Raw genomic sequence first — 14520 nt, 5'->3', positions numbered from 1 at the left:
GCTTACTTTGCGGCCTAAGACATCCCACGAAGCAATTCGCTGTTCAGCAGAAGACTCGAAGGGGCATTTCAAAAATCCGCTTATAAACCACTCCCAGCCTAAAGGTGGTTCTCTCTGTAAAAAGCCTGATTTTCTACTTCTCCTTCTCGTCGCTTTTCCTTATTAGGTTTTAGGTATACTTATTATATTTCTAAATCTAGAAAATGTTAACCAATTACTTTTTGAAGACGATTTAAAACTTTTTCTTTTCCAAGAAGTGCAATAGCATTCGGAAGCTCTGGACCATGCGTTTGTCCTGTAGTTGCAACACGGATTGGCATAAATAAATTTTTACCTTTATGTCCTGTTTCCTTTTGAACTGCTTTAATCGCTGCCTTAATTGCTGCTGGCTCCATTGCTTCTAGAGCTTCTATTTGACCAGCAAATGCACGAAGTACTTCAGGTACTTGTTCACCATTTAATACTTCTTGTCCTTCTTCTTCATAATCAACATGATCTTTAAAGAACATTTCAGAAAGCTCTACAATTTCAGCTCCAAAACTCATTTGTTCATGGTATAAAGCAATTACATCACGAATCCAAGCTTGGTCTTGTTCGCTTAAAGTTTCTCCCACACGTCCAGCTTTCACTAAATGCGGTAAGCTTAACTCTACAACCGTATCTAAATCTTGCTTTTTCATATACTGGTTGTTCATCCATTTTAGTTTTTGAGAATCAAATAATGCAGGTGATTTTGATAAACGAGCTGCATCGAACATTTTGATAAACTCATCTTTAGAGAAGATTTCTTCTTCTCCTACCGGAGACCAACCTAGTAGTGCAATAAAGTTAAAGATTGCTTCTGGAAGATACCCAAGCTCTTTATATTGCTCAATAAATTGAATAATAGATTCATCACGCTTACTTAACTTTTTACGACTTTCATTAACAATTAGAGTCATATGACCGAATTGTGGAATATCCCAGCCGAAAGCTTCATAAATCATCATTTGTTTCGGTGTATTTGAAATATGATCATCACCACGAAGTACATGTGTAATTTCCATTAGATGATCATCTACTGCTACTGCAAAGTTATAAGTTGGAATTCCATCTTTTTTCACAATAACAAAATCACCGAAATCATTTGAATGGAACGCAACTTCATCTTTTACAATATCTTTGAATGTGTAGTCACGATCAGCTGGTACACGGAAACGAATACTTGGAATACGTCCCTCAGCTTCAAATTCTTTCACTTGTTCTTCAGTTAATTCACGGTGGTTACCTGCGTAACGAGGTGTTTCACCACGAGCGATTTGTCCTTCACGCTCTGCTTCTAGCTCTTCTTCTGTCATGTAACATTTATAAGCTAGACCACGCTCTAATAAATCTTCATATAATTTTTTATAAATATCTAAACGCTCTGTTTGGCGATATGGTCCAAATTCACCACCAACATCAACACCTTCATCCCAGTCCATACCGAGCCATTTCAAGTATTTTAATTGGCTTTCTTCTCCACCAGCCACGTTACGTTTTACATCAGTATCTTCAATACGAATAATAAATTTGCCATCTAAATGACGAGCAAATAAATAATTAAATAATGCCGTACGCGCATTTCCGATATGTAAGTGTCCTGTTGGACTTGGCGCGTAGCGCACTCTCACTTGCTTTTCCATAATTGGTACACCTTCCATTCTTAATGTCAACACATTCTATAATTGTACACCAAAAAAATGTGATTATCCATCTTACGAATTAAAAACCATTATTTTTTCTGTAATAAAACAACCGCTTGAGAAGCAATCCCTTCTTCTCTACCTGTAAATCCTAATTTTTCTGTTGTTGTTGCCTTTACATTAATGTTATTGATAGACGTTTCTAACAGTTCACTAATGCGCTTACGCATGCTCTCAATATGTGGTGCCATTTTTGGTTTTTGAGCAATAATTGTACAATCTAAATTTCCTAACTCATAACCTTGTTCACGTACAAATTCCCAAACTTTTTGTAACAATACAGCTGAATCTGCATCTTTAAAAGCTGGGTCTGTATCAGGAAAATGCTTTCCGATATCTCCTGCTGCAATCGCACCTAAACATGCATCAGCAATCGTATGTAACAATACATCTGCATCTGAATGACCGATTAATCCTTTCTCGTGTGGAATTGTAATTCCACCGATAATCAACGGGCGCCCTTCCGCAAATTCATGTACATCAAAACCTTGTCCAATTCGAAACATCCTTACTTCCTCCTTAAGCTAAACTACTGAGCTTTATGACTCTATATTATATCGCTATCCTTATAAAGAAAAGCCCGGCTGTTGCCGAGCTTTTCTTTATTAACACATCATCAACGTTATTTCTTCTGAACACGTAGGAAACTTTCAGCAATTAATAGATCTTCCGGAGTCGTCACTTTAATATTATAGTAACTCCCCTCTACTACACCTACTTGCTTCCCAACACGTTCTACGAGACTTGCATCATCTGTGCCAAGAAAACAACTTTGCTTTGCGCTTCTATGAGCTTCTAGCAAAAGAGAAACAGAGAATCCTTGTGGTGTTTGTACAGCGTTAAGTTGAGATCGCTCTACCGTTTCTACAACAACACCCCGCTCTACTTTCTTAACAGTATCTTTTACTGGCACTGCACAAATGGAAGCTCCATATTTTTCTGCTGCAGTTAATACATCGCGAATCACTTTATTCGTTACGAACGGGCGCGCCCCGTCATGCACAAGAACATATTCGACACCACTCGCATACTGAAGTGCGTTATATACGCTATCTTGTCTTTCGGCTCCACCCTGAATAAATTGTACGTGCTTTTCAATCTGGTACTTCTGCATTAACTCTTCAAAATACGGGCGTTCCTCTTCGTTAATTGCCATAATAATACTTTTGCACGCTTTATCTTTTTCAAAAGCACGCAATGTGTGCACAATAATTGGTACTTCATCTATAAGTAAAAATAACTTATTTTTACCAGCACCCATTCGTTTCCCTTGGCCCGCTGCCGGAATAATTAATGTATACATATTAATAATCCTCTACTTATAATGCTTTTTCTAGCAATTTACGTTTTGCGAAAATCATACGACCAGCCGATGTTTGTAATACGCTAGTAACAAGTACATCAAGTTGTGAACCCACATACTCTCTACCATCTTCTACTACAATCATCGTACCATCATCTAAGTATGCAACACCTTGATTTTGTTCTTTACCATCTTTCACAACATAAACACTTAATTCTTCACCAGGGAGTACGACTGGTTTAATCGCATTAGCTAAATCATTAATGTTTAACACCGTAACCCCTTGTAATTCAGAAACTTTGTTTAAATTGAAATCGTTTGTTACTACAGTTCCACCAGTGATTTTTGCCAACTTTACAAGCTTGCTATCTACTTCTTGGATATCATCGAAATCGCCTTCATAAATTTCTACCGGAATTGGCATCTCCTTTTGAATACGATTTAAAATGTCTAGTCCTCTGCGGCCACGATTACGCTTTAAAGCATCTGAAGAATCGGCAATATGCTGAAGCTCTTCTAATACGAATTGCGGAATGACAATTGTTCCTTCTAAAAACTTTGTTTGGCAAATATCTGCAATACGTCCGTCAATAATTACACTCGTATCGAGAATTTTCCAATGAGTCGTAGATTTTTCCGCTTCGACCTCTACCTCTTCATTCTCACTATTGTTTTTCTTCTTACCTCCGCGTTGGGGTAATGTAAATAATCCTAGCAATTCATTCCTCTTTTTAAATCCTACTTGGAATCCTAAATATCCAAGTAAAAGGGTGAAGAACACTTGCAACACCGTACTAATAACTGGAATTGTAAATTCACGAATTGGTATCAAAATTAAATATGCAACAATAAGACCAGAGATTAATCCTAATGTACCAAATAAAACATCTGCTACAGGCGCCTTTACAAGAGCCTCTTCAATATGCTTAATAAGTTGAACAATATAATCTACAAGCCAAAATGTTGTTAAAAATAAAATAATTGCACCAATAATTGCACGAACATACGATCCTTCCAACAAAGGAACCGCACCGATATCTAATACATTAATAATTTTTGGGATTAAGTAAATCCCTAACGCTCCCCCGATCACTAAAAAGAAGAGCTGTACAATCCGTTTTAACATCCAACCACCTCCTACTCATTATTAACCATTGTTTCGCTAATCAAAACGCCGAATGCAAAAGCGGACGTGTTTTTTTGTAAATAGTTTTATTTACCAATATATCATATCATATACCAAAAATGTTCTAGTGTCGTTATATTATAGAATCAATGTAATATTCTTAATTGTGTCTACTCATATAGAGATGCTCTTGAATTCTTTTTAGACCTTCTCGTATTTTCTTCGCTCTCACTTCTCCAATTCCTTCCACATCATCCAATTCATTAATAGTTGCTCGGCAAACACCTTGCAATGTTTTAAATCGATTAATTAAATTCTCGATAATAAGTGGCGGAACACGAGAAATCTTGCTTGTGATTCGGTACCCTCTAGGTGTCACACTTTCTTCTAAACTTGTTTGTCCTGGATAGCCAAGTAATTTAACTAAATCACTATCCTCTAAAAGTTGTGTATTTGCAAGATCTTGTAACTTTTTCAAGATTTGATGATGGTCTTGTGTTTTCTCCTGGTGATAATCTTTAATTAACAATGCTGCCTCTGCCTCTAAATCAGCTAGTAATTCTGTAAGCTGTAAACGAATTAACCTACCTTCTGTTCCTAACTCATGAATATAGCTCAATATTTCATTTTTTATACGCAGCACCATTTCAACACTATGTAAAACGTGAACCACCTCGGACATTGTAACGACCTCTTCAAATTCTAGAATACCCAAATTCGTAATGCCGTCATTCCATACAGCCTTATATTTTTCTAGCGTTTGAATTGCTTGATTTGCTTTTGTTAAAATGACACCTATATCTTTTAATGTATAACGTAAGTTCCCTTGATATAGCGTAATTACATTACGTCTTTGTGAAATGGCCACAACAAGGCTGCCCGTCTGCTTTGCTACACGCTCTGCTGTTCGGTGACGCATACCTGTTTCAATAGAATCAATAGATGAATCCGGAACTAACTGTGCGTTTGCAATTAAAATTTTACTTCCAGTTTCATTTAAAATAAGTGCTCCATCCATTTTTGCTAATTCATATAAACTAGCAGGAGAGAATGCGCAATTAATATGAAAACCACCATCAACAATGCTTTTAATCTGCTCATTATACCCAAGAACAATTAGTCCCCCTGTTTGTGCGCGAAGTACATTATCTATCCCTTCGCGCAGTGGTGTTCCCGGGGCCACGAGCTGTAAAATATTAATTATACTTTTGACACGTTGCTTATTTTCTTCCATAGCCTAGCCTCCTAATGTCAAACGAAGCGCTTCTCCTAAATTAGAAACACCTACAACCTCAATCCCCTCTGGAATTGTCCACCCCCCTAAATTTTTTCTAGGAATGATAGCACGTTGAAATCCTAATTTAGCTGCTTCTTGTACACGTTGTTCGATTCTTGATACTCTTCTTATTTCTCCAGTTAATCCAACTTCTCCTATTACCGCATCAGTTGGTGCCGTAGATTTATCTCTAAAACTTGAAGCTATACTTAAGGCAACAGCTAAATCAATTGCCGGTTCATCTAATTTCAAACCACCAGCTACTTTTAAATACGCATCTTGATTTTGTAATAGTAAACCTGTTCTTTTCTCTAGTACCGCCATAATAAGCGAGACACGATTATGATCAATTCCTGTCGCCATTCTTCGAGGGTTTCCAAAACTAGTAGGGGAAATTAATGCCTGTATTTCTACTAAAACTGGTCTTGTTCCTTCCATTGAGGCAACTACTGTTGAACCTGCAACTCCAACTGGTCTTTCCTCAAGGAAAATCTCAGAAGGATTTAAGACTTCTGCAAGGCCAAGTTCTTTCATTTCAAAGATACCCATTTCATTCGTAGAACCAAAACGATTCTTTACAGCTCGTAAAATACGATATGTATGGTGTCGATCTCCTTCAAAGTAAAGAACTGCATCGACCATATGTTCTAGCATACGCGGTCCCGCAATTGCACCTTCTTTTGTCACATGCCCTACGATGAAAATTGGGATTCCCTTTGTTTTTGCAAGTTTCATTAATTCTGCTGTACATTCACGTACTTGCGCCACACTACCAGGAGCTGATGTCACCTCAGGTAAATGTATCGTTTGAATAGAATCAATAACAACAAAAGCAGGATTCATCTCTTCAATATGTGCTGCAATACGCTGTAAATCTGTCTCTGATACAACAAATAGATTACTACCATTTACATGTAAACGATCTGCACGAAGTTTAATCTGCTTTGCTGACTCCTCACCTGATATATACAATACATCATATGAAGCATCTGCTAATTGCGAGGAAATCTGTAATAATAACGTTGATTTTCCAATCCCAGGGTCCCCACCAATAAGTACTAAAGATCCATCTACAATTCCGCCACCTAGTACACGGTTAAACTCCTGAAATTTTGTTTCAATACGTGCCTCAGACTTTGTTTCTACTTCTGTAAGACGTCTTGGTTTTGTTACTTCTGTTTGAATTGCATTTGCATAATTTAGGCGTCTGGATGATACAACTGGTTCCATCTCTTCAACAAGCGAATTCCATTGACCACACCCTGGACATTTACCCATATATTTTGGTGATTGATAACCACACTCTTGACATGTGAATTTTGTTTTCTTTTTAGCCATATCTTTTTATATTTCACTTCGCTTTCATCTATAAACATTTGACCTTCTCGTACAAGAAAGAGGGCTATCTCGTAGCCCTCTTAGTTTGTCTATACTTATTTTACCTTTTCAGCACTATGAATGACAAATGTTTCCCCTTCTACATCAAAGATAACTTTTTGTCCTTTCTCAATAGCACCTTTTAAAAGTTCTTCCGATAGTCTATCCTCTACATGCTTCTGAATTGCTCTACGTAGTGGACGAGCACCATATTCACGATCAAACCCTTTATCAGCAATAGCTGCAATCGCCCCTTCTGTTAATTGCAATTCAATTTCTTGTTCTTTTAAGCGATTCACTAACTGATTTACCATAAGAGTCACAATTTCTTGAATATGTTTTTTCTCAAGCATATGGAATACGATAATTTCATCAATACGGTTTAAGAATTCTGGACGAAATGCCTTTTTCAGCTCATCCATTACTTTACCTTTCATATCCGAATAATCACGGCTTTCATCTTGTACGTTAAATCCAAGATGTTTGTTACGTTTTAACGCCTCAGCACCAACGTTAGACGTCATAATAACAATCGTATTACGGAAGTCAACTGTACGTCCTTTAGAATCAGTTAAACGACCATCTTCCAATACCTGTAGTAAAATATTAAATACATCAGGATGCGCCTTCTCTACTTCATCTAATAGGACAACTGAATACGGCTTACGACGAACCTTCTCTGTTAATTGTCCGCCTTCTTCATACCCAACATATCCTGGAGGAGAACCAACTAAGCGAGAAGTTGAATGTTTCTCCATATACTCAGACATATCAATGCGAATCATTGCATCCTCATCACCGAACATAGATTCTGCCAATGCTCTTGCTAATTCTGTTTTACCTACACCTGTTGGTCCTAAGAAAATAAATGAACCAATTGGACGTTTCGGATCTTTCAGTCCTGCTCTTGCACGACGAACAGCTTTCGCTACAGCCACTACCGCTTCATCCTGGCCGATGACACGATCATGAAGAATGGATTCTAAGTTTAATAATTTATCAGTCTCTGTTTGTGCAAGTTTAGAAACAGGGATACGTGTCCATGTAGAAACGACATTTGCAATATCTTCTACCGTAACCTCTGAATTTTCTTTTCCTTGTTGTTCTTTCCACTGACGCTTTGTATCTTCCAATTTCTCACGTAAGCGTTGTTCCATATCACGTAAGGAAGCAGCCTTTTCAAACTCTTGACTTTGTACAGCCGCATCTTTTTCTTTTCGAATTTCCTCAAGCTTCACTTCAAGCTCTTTTAAGTTTGGTGGTGTTGTATAAGAACGTAAGCGAACCTTTGAAGCAGCTTCATCAATTAAATCAATTGCTTTATCTGGTAAGAAACGATCCGTAATATAACGATCGGAAAGTTTCACAGCTGCATCAATTGCATCATCTGTAATAGACACACGGTGATGGGCCTCATAACGATCGCGTAAACCTTTCAAGATTTGAGTTGATTCTTCTAGACTCGGCTCATCAACATGAATTGGCTGGAAACGTCTCTCTAAAGCTGCATCCTTTTCAATATATTTACGATACTCATCTAAAGTTGTCGCACCAATACATTGTAATTCTCCGCGTGCTAAAGATGGTTTTAAAATATTTGATGCATCGATTGCACCTTCTGCTCCACCTGCACCGATTAATGTATGAAGTTCATCAATAAATAGAATAATATTCCCTGCTTGACGTATTTCATCCATTACTTTCTTTAAACGATCTTCAAACTCACCACGATATTTCGTCCCAGCTACCACTGTTCCCATATCTAGTGTCATAACACGCTTATCTCTTAACGTTTCAGGAACTTCATTATTTACGATTTGCTGTGCTAACCCTTCAGCAATTGCTGTTTTACCTACACCAGGCTCTCCAATTAACACTGGATTGTTTTTTGTTCTACGGCTTAACACTTCAATTACACGTTGAATTTCTTTACTACGTCCAATAACAGGATCCAAACGATTCTCACGTGCAACAACTGTTAAGTCGCGCGCTAAACTGTCTAGTGTCGGTGTATTTGCATTTGTCGATGAACCACCTTGGTGACCTGAACTTGCTTCGTTACTTCCAAGAAGTTGTAACACTTGTTGTCTTGCTTTATTGAGGCTTACACCTAAATTATTTAATACACGTGCCGCTACACCTTCACCTTCACGGATTAAGCCAAGTAAAATATGTTCTGTTCCAACGTAAGAATGTCCTAGCTTACGCGCTTCATCCATAGACAATTCAATAACTTTTTTAGCACGAGGTGTATAATGTACAGTTTGAGAAGCTTCTGTTCCACGTCCAATTAACGCTTCTACCTCTTTTTGCACTTTCTCCGGGCTCAATCCAAGAGCAATTAACGCTTTTGCTGCAATTCCTTCACCTTCGCGTACAAGCCCAAGTAAAATATGTTCTGTTCCAATGTTATTATGCCCAATGCGAATTGCTTCCTCTTGAGATAAAGCTAATACTTTCTGTGCTCTTTCTGTAAATCTTCCAAACATCATAGAAATCGCCTCCTACTTGCGCTTAGTTTTTTTCAATACGTAATCGCTCACGGATTAAGGTTGCTCTTCGATAATCTCTTTCTTCTGGTCCTAAAGGTCCTCCTGCATATTGTTGTAAAATACCAGGTTGCGTAAGAACCATTAGCTCAGTCAAAATATTTCTCGATATACCTTTTATATATCCTAGATCAATACCGAGTCGTACATCCGATAAGCAAGTTGCCGCTTCTGCAGATTGAATTAAACGACTGTTTGCTAGTATACCGTAAGAACGATAAACCTTATCTTCAAGCTCAATACTCGAATTTTGTACAATTAATTCTCTGGCCAATTTTTCTTGTTGTATGATTTGCTGCATGACACTCTTTAAATCTGCAATAATATCTTCTTCGGATTTCCCTAGCGTCATTTGATTTGATACTTGAAATATATTACCTAACGCTTCGCTACCTTCACCGTATATTCCTCTTACTACTAAACCTAATTTTTGAATTACTTGTATAATACGGCTAATTCTTTTTGTTAAAACCAGCCCTGGTAAATGAATCATTACAGAAGCTCTTAATCCTGTACCAACGTTAGTAGGACAACTCGTAATATATCCAAGTGATTCATCAAAAGCATATTCAACCTCTTTTTCAATCCAATTATCTATTTGATTGGCGCTTTGAAGCGCCTTTGATAACTGTAGTCCTGGAAATAGGCACTGAATCCTAATGTGGTCTTCCTCATTAAGCATCACACTAATGTGTTCGCTTTCTGATAACAGACATGCTCCATATTCAGTCCCTGCTAGATTTGGACTAATTAAATGCTTTTCAACTAAAACTCTCCTTTGAAGAGGAGTTAATTCATTCATTTTTAATAGTCCAAACTTCCCAAAGGGCTCTACCGCTTTATTTATAAATTTCTTTTTAAATAATTCTTGAACCTTTTGAGCTTCCTCTTCGTTTTGCATAGTAGAAAATTGATATTGCTTAAAATTACGAGCCAAACGAATTCGACTACTTAAAACAATATCAGAATCAGGGCCATCCCCCTTCATCCATGGACTAATCGCTTCATTCATAATTTTGTCCAGTGACATAGAACTACTCCCCCTCTCTATGCTCACTAAGCTGAGTTTCAAGCCCTCGAATTTCATCTCTTACCTCAGCAGCTTTCTCAAACTCCTCATTCTGTACATATTGTTTCAGAATAAGTTTTAGTTCATCTAATTCTTTCTTTAAGTGGATATTTCCTTCCATTCGTTCCGGAATTTTTCCACAATGTTCTGTATGTCCACCATGAAGTCGCTTTAACAATGGGTTTAAGTGTCCTTTAAATGTATCGTAACAAGAAGCACAACCAAAGCGTCCCACCTTTGTAAAATGTTCATATGTCATCTTACAACCTGGACATCTTACTGTATTTGTATTTGAAAACCCGTTTTTTCCTTCTCCAAACATTGTTGATTCACCGTGTAATAAACCAGCAAATACATCATGAAATGAAAAGTTAGACTGTGATGATTGAAAGAAAGACGTATAGCCACTTTGCTCTGCACATTGCTCACAAAGATGAACTTCCGCCTTCTTCCCGTTGATTACTTTTGTATAATGTAAAGTTGCTGGTCTTATATTACAGTTTTGACAAGTCATCAATATCCCCACCTTTACAACAGGAACGATCTACCTCATGATACTTTTCATACATTACTAGATTGTCCTCTTTCCTTAATCCATTTAGATAAAAGTACATGCTCTTTTTCAAAACTTCTACAATATTTAACTGCCCTATCTTAATTATCATTCTTTTACAAAAGCTGTATTTATTTATATTTCAGTGTTCTTAACATTGCGCATAATATTCGAGCCCTAAGTTCATCTCGAGAAGGAATATCCATTGATAATACAGAACGATCTAGTACACTTAACATTAGTTTTGCTTCACGGCCTGTTATAATTCCCTCTTCTAATAAACGTATAATCATACTCTCTGCATTCCCTTGTGCAACGCTATGATCAATCATATGAAGCATTTGATCAATAATGTCTATATCATCATGCAGTTTGACTTTTATAATGCGAATGTAACCTCCTCCACCACGTTTACTTTCTACTACAAATCCTCTTTCTAATGTAAAACGGGTATTGATTACATAATTGATTTGAGATGGTACGCACTCGAAGCGATCCGCAATCTCATTTCTTTTGATTTCAATCACATTATTATTACTTAAGTCAATAACTTGCTTTAGATATTGCTCAATGATATCAGATATATTTCTCATTTATCCGCCACCTTTATTGACTTTGACTATCTTTGACTTTAATTATATACGTATTAATAAAATTTGCAACTCTTTTGCTTATTCACTATCCTAGCCACATTCCCCTGCATTTAATCAAAATAGTAATTATTTAAGCACATTTTTTTAATTACTATGGATTATAAAAGAAAATACGAAAAAACACGAGTCATTTGACTCGTGTTTAGTTGCTTGGCGACGTCCTACTCTCACAGGGACAAGGTCCCAACTACCATCGGCGCTAGAGAGCTTAACTTCCGTGTTCGGTATGGGAACGGGTGTGACCCTCTCTGCCATCATCACCAAACTATGAAGGCATATTCCTTCAAAACTAGATAACATTGCTTCATATTATATGGTTAAGTCCTCGATCTATTAGTATTCGTCAGCTCCACATGTCACCATGCTTCCACCTCGAACCTATCAACCTGATCATCTTTCAGGGATCTTACTAGCTTACGCTATGGGAAATCTCATCTTGAGGGGCTTCATGCTTAGATGCTTTCAGCACTTATCCCTTCCGCACATAGCTACCCAGCTATGCCCTTGGCAGAACAACTGGTACACCAGCGGTGCGTCCATCCCGGTCCTCTCGTACTAAGGACAGCTCCTCTCAAATTTCCTACGCCCACGACGGATAGGGACCGAACTGTCTCACGACGTTCTGAACCCAGCTCGCGTACCGCTTTAATGGGCGAACAGCCCAACCCTTGGGACCGACTACAGCCCCAGGATGCGATGAGCCGACATCGAGGTGCCAAACCTCCCGTCGATGGACTCTTGGGGGAGATAAGCCTGTTATCCCCGGGGTAGCTTTTATCCGTTGAGCGATGGCCCTTCCATGCGGAACCACCGGATCACTAAGCCCGACTTTCGTCCCTGCTCGACTTGTAGGTCTCGCAGTCAAGCTCCCTTATGCTTTGCACTCTACGAATGATTTCCAACCATTCTGAGGGAACCTTTGGGCGCCTCCGTTACACTTTAGGAGGCGACCGCCCCAGTCAAACTGCCCACCTGACACTGTCTCCCGGGTCGATAAGACCCGTAGGTTAGAATTTCAATACAGTCAGGGGTATCCCACCAGCGCTCCACCGAAGCTAGCGCTCCGGTTTCAATGGCTCCCGCCTATCCTGTACAAACTGTACCAAAATTCAATATCAGGCTACAGTAAAGCTCCACGGGGTCTTTCCGTCCTGTCGCGGGTAACCTGCATCTTCACAGGTACTATAATTTCACCGAGTCTCTGGTTGAGACAGTGCCCAAATCGTTACACCTTTCGTGCGGGTCGGAACTTACCCGACAAGGAATTTCGCTACCTTAGGACCGTTATAGTTACGGCCGCCGTTTACTGGGGCTTCAGTTCAGAGCTTCGCTTACGCTAACCCCTCTCCTTAACCTTCCAGCACCGGGCAGGTGTCACCCTATACTTCGCCTTACGGCTTCGCAGAGAGCTGTGTTTTTGCTAAACAGTCGCTTGGGCCTATTCACTGCGGCTTTCCGTTAAGAAAGCACCCCTTCTCCCGAAGTTACGGGGTCATTTTGCCGAGTTCCTTAACCAGAGTTCTCTCGCACACCTTAGGATTCTCTCCTCGCCTACCTGTGTCGGTTTGCGGTACAGGCACCTTTTATCTCGCTAGAAGCTTTTCTTGGCAGCGGGGAATCAAAGACTTCGCTCCATAAGGAGCTTCCCCATCACAGCTCAGCCTTCACGATAAGCGGATTTGCCTACTTATCAGCCTAACTGCTTGGACGTGCACAACCAATCGCACGCTTCTTCTATCCTTCTGCGTCCCTCCATTGCTCAAACGATAAAGAGGTGGTACAGGAATATCAACCTGTTGTCCATCGCCTACGCCTGTCGGCCTCGGCTTAGGTCCTGACTAACCCTGAGCGGACGAGCCTTCCTCAGGAAACCTTAGGCATTCGGTGGACGGGATTCTCACCCGTCTTTCGCTACTCATACCGGCATTCTCACTTCTAAGCACTCCACCAGTCCTTCCAGTCTGACTTCACTGTCCTTAGAACGCTCCCCTACCACTGATACCATTCGGTATCAATCCGCAGCTTCGGTGGTGTATTTAGCCCCGGTACATTTTCGGCGCAGAGTCACTCGACTAGTGAGCTATTACGCACTCTTTAAATGGTGGCTGCTTCTAAGCCAACATCCTAGTTGTCTAAGCAACTCCACATCCTTTTCCACTTAATACACACTTTGGGACCTTAGCTGGCGGTCTGGGCTGTTTCCCTTTTGACTACGGATCTTATCACGCAGTCTGACTCCTAAGGATAAGTCATTGGCATTCGGAGTTTGACTGAATTCGGTAATCCGATGAGGACCCCTAGTCCAATCAGTGCTCTACCTCCAAGACTCTTACACTTAAGGCTAGCCCTAAAGCTATTTCGGGGAGAACCAGCTATCTCCAGGTTCGATTGGAATTTCTCCGCTACCCACACCTCATCCCCGCACTTTTCAACGTGCGTGGGTTCGGGCCTCCATTCAGTGTTACCTGAACTTCACCCTGGACATGGTAGATCACCTGGTTTCGGGTCTACGACCACGTACTAAACGCCCTATTCAGACTCGCTTTCGCTGCGGCTCCGCCTCTTCAGCTTAACCTCGCACGGGATCGTAACTCGCCGGTTCATTCTACAAAAGGCACGCCATCACCCGTTAACGGGCTCTGACTATTTGTAGGCACACGGTTTCAGGATCTCTTTCACTCCCCTTCCGGGGTGCTTTTCACCTTTCCCTCACGGTACTGGTTCACTATCGATCACTAGGGAGTATTTAGCCTTGGGAGATGGTCCTCCCAGATTCCGACGGAATTTCACGTGTGTTCCGCCGTACTCAGGATACATTCAAGAGAGAACGAAGTTTCGACTACGGGGTTGTTACCCTCTACGACGGACCTTTCCAGGTCGCTTCGTCTAC

General features: G+C 39.8%; 10 protein-coding genes, 2 rRNA genes and 1 other annotated feature (2 of these 13 cut by a window edge). All 12 genes read right to left on the bottom strand.

The window, feature by feature from the left end:
• Positions 1–159: a binding site (T-box leader), on the bottom strand (it extends 88 nt beyond the left edge of the window).
• Between the two features lie 47 nt (positions 160–206).
• Positions 207–1664 carry a glutamate--tRNA ligase gene (gene gltX, locus AXW78_RS00555; protein ID WP_000415143.1) on the bottom strand — a complete coding sequence of 486 codons (1458 nt, stop codon included), beginning with the start codon at positions 1662–1664 and terminating at the stop codon, positions 207–209.
• An 89-nt stretch (positions 1665–1753) separates the two neighbouring features.
• Complete coding sequence (ispF, locus tag AXW78_RS00550) at positions 1754–2230, bottom strand: 2-C-methyl-D-erythritol 2,4-cyclodiphosphate synthase (RefSeq protein WP_000488388.1); 477 nt, start codon at positions 2228–2230, stop codon at positions 1754–1756.
• 116 nt (positions 2231–2346) lie between these two features.
• Positions 2347–3027, bottom strand: a complete 681-nt coding sequence (gene ispD / locus AXW78_RS00545) for a 2-C-methyl-D-erythritol 4-phosphate cytidylyltransferase (RefSeq protein ID WP_000288285.1) — start codon at positions 3025–3027, stop codon at positions 2347–2349.
• A gap of 16 nt (positions 3028–3043) precedes the next feature.
• Complete coding sequence (locus tag AXW78_RS00540) at positions 3044–4153, bottom strand: PIN/TRAM domain-containing protein (RefSeq protein ID WP_000919677.1); 1110 nt, start codon at positions 4151–4153, stop codon at positions 3044–3046.
• Between the two features lie 160 nt (positions 4154–4313).
• Positions 4314–5387: a DNA integrity scanning diadenylate cyclase DisA gene (disA, locus tag AXW78_RS00535; RefSeq protein WP_000392158.1), complete on the bottom strand. Its 1074-nt coding sequence runs from the start codon at positions 5385–5387 to the stop codon at positions 4314–4316.
• 3 nt (positions 5388–5390) lie between these two features.
• A complete protein-coding gene (gene radA / locus AXW78_RS00530; protein WP_001085202.1) occupies positions 5391–6767 on the bottom strand; it encodes a DNA repair protein RadA in 1377 nt (458 codons plus the stop codon).
• Positions 6768–6862: 95 nt separating this feature from the next.
• Positions 6863–9298, bottom strand: a complete 2436-nt coding sequence (clpC, locus tag AXW78_RS00525) for an ATP-dependent protease ATP-binding subunit ClpC (RefSeq protein ID WP_000971184.1) — start codon at positions 9296–9298, stop codon at positions 6863–6865.
• A gap of 22 nt (positions 9299–9320) precedes the next feature.
• Positions 9321–10385 carry a protein-arginine kinase McsB gene (locus AXW78_RS00520; RefSeq protein WP_000050842.1) on the bottom strand — a complete coding sequence of 355 codons (1065 nt, stop codon included), beginning with the start codon at positions 10383–10385 and terminating at the stop codon, positions 9321–9323.
• Between the two features lie 4 nt (positions 10386–10389).
• Positions 10390–10938 carry a protein-arginine kinase activator protein McsA gene (locus tag AXW78_RS00515; RefSeq protein WP_061883701.1) on the bottom strand — a complete coding sequence of 183 codons (549 nt, stop codon included), beginning with the start codon at positions 10936–10938 and terminating at the stop codon, positions 10390–10392.
• Positions 10939–11108: 170 nt separating this feature from the next.
• Positions 11109–11570: a transcriptional regulator CtsR gene (gene ctsR / locus AXW78_RS00510; RefSeq protein ID WP_001244565.1), complete on the bottom strand. Its 462-nt coding sequence runs from the start codon at positions 11568–11570 to the stop codon at positions 11109–11111.
• Positions 11571–11778: 208 nt separating this feature from the next.
• Positions 11779–11895: ribosomal RNA gene (rrf, locus tag AXW78_RS00505) — 5S ribosomal RNA — on the bottom strand.
• Positions 11896–11943: 48 nt separating this feature from the next.
• A 23S ribosomal RNA gene (locus AXW78_RS00500) occupies positions 11944–14520 on the bottom strand (it continues 334 nt past the right edge of the window).

It is taken from the genome of Bacillus thuringiensis, assembly GCF_001595725.1.
In the GTDB taxonomy this organism is placed as follows: domain Bacteria; phylum Bacillota; class Bacilli; order Bacillales; family Bacillaceae_G; genus Bacillus_A; species Bacillus_A thuringiensis_K.
This window is presented reverse-complemented; position numbering and strand designations above follow the sequence as displayed.

Bases quoted from the DNA above. Each gene is read 5' to 3' on its own strand.
- gltX (WP_000415143.1), bottom strand. From the start codon at position 1,664: ATGGAAAAGCAAGTGAGAGTGCGCTACGCGCCAAGTCCAACAGGACAC.
- ispF (WP_000488388.1), bottom strand. From the start codon at position 2,230: ATGTTTCGAATTGGACAAGGTTTTGATGTACATGAATTTGCGGAAGGG.
- ispD (WP_000288285.1), bottom strand. From the start codon at position 3,027: ATGTATACATTAATTATTCCGGCAGCGGGCCAAGGGAAACGAATGGGT.
- AXW78_RS00540 (WP_000919677.1), bottom strand. From the start codon at position 4,153: ATGTTAAAACGGATTGTACAGCTCTTCTTTTTAGTGATCGGGGGAGCG.
- disA (WP_000392158.1), bottom strand. From the start codon at position 5,387: ATGGAAGAAAATAAGCAACGTGTCAAAAGTATAATTAATATTTTACAG.
- radA (WP_001085202.1), bottom strand. From the start codon at position 6,767: ATGGCTAAAAAGAAAACAAAATTCACATGTCAAGAGTGTGGTTATCAA.
- clpC (WP_000971184.1), bottom strand. From the start codon at position 9,298: ATGATGTTTGGAAGATTTACAGAAAGAGCACAGAAAGTATTAGCTTTA.
- AXW78_RS00520 (WP_000050842.1), bottom strand. From the start codon at position 10,385: ATGTCACTGGACAAAATTATGAATGAAGCGATTAGTCCATGGATGAAG.
- AXW78_RS00515 (WP_061883701.1), bottom strand. From the start codon at position 10,938: ATGACTTGTCAAAACTGTAATATAAGACCAGCAACTTTACATTATACA.
- ctsR (WP_001244565.1), bottom strand. From the start codon at position 11,570: ATGAGAAATATATCTGATATCATTGAGCAATATCTAAAGCAAGTTATT.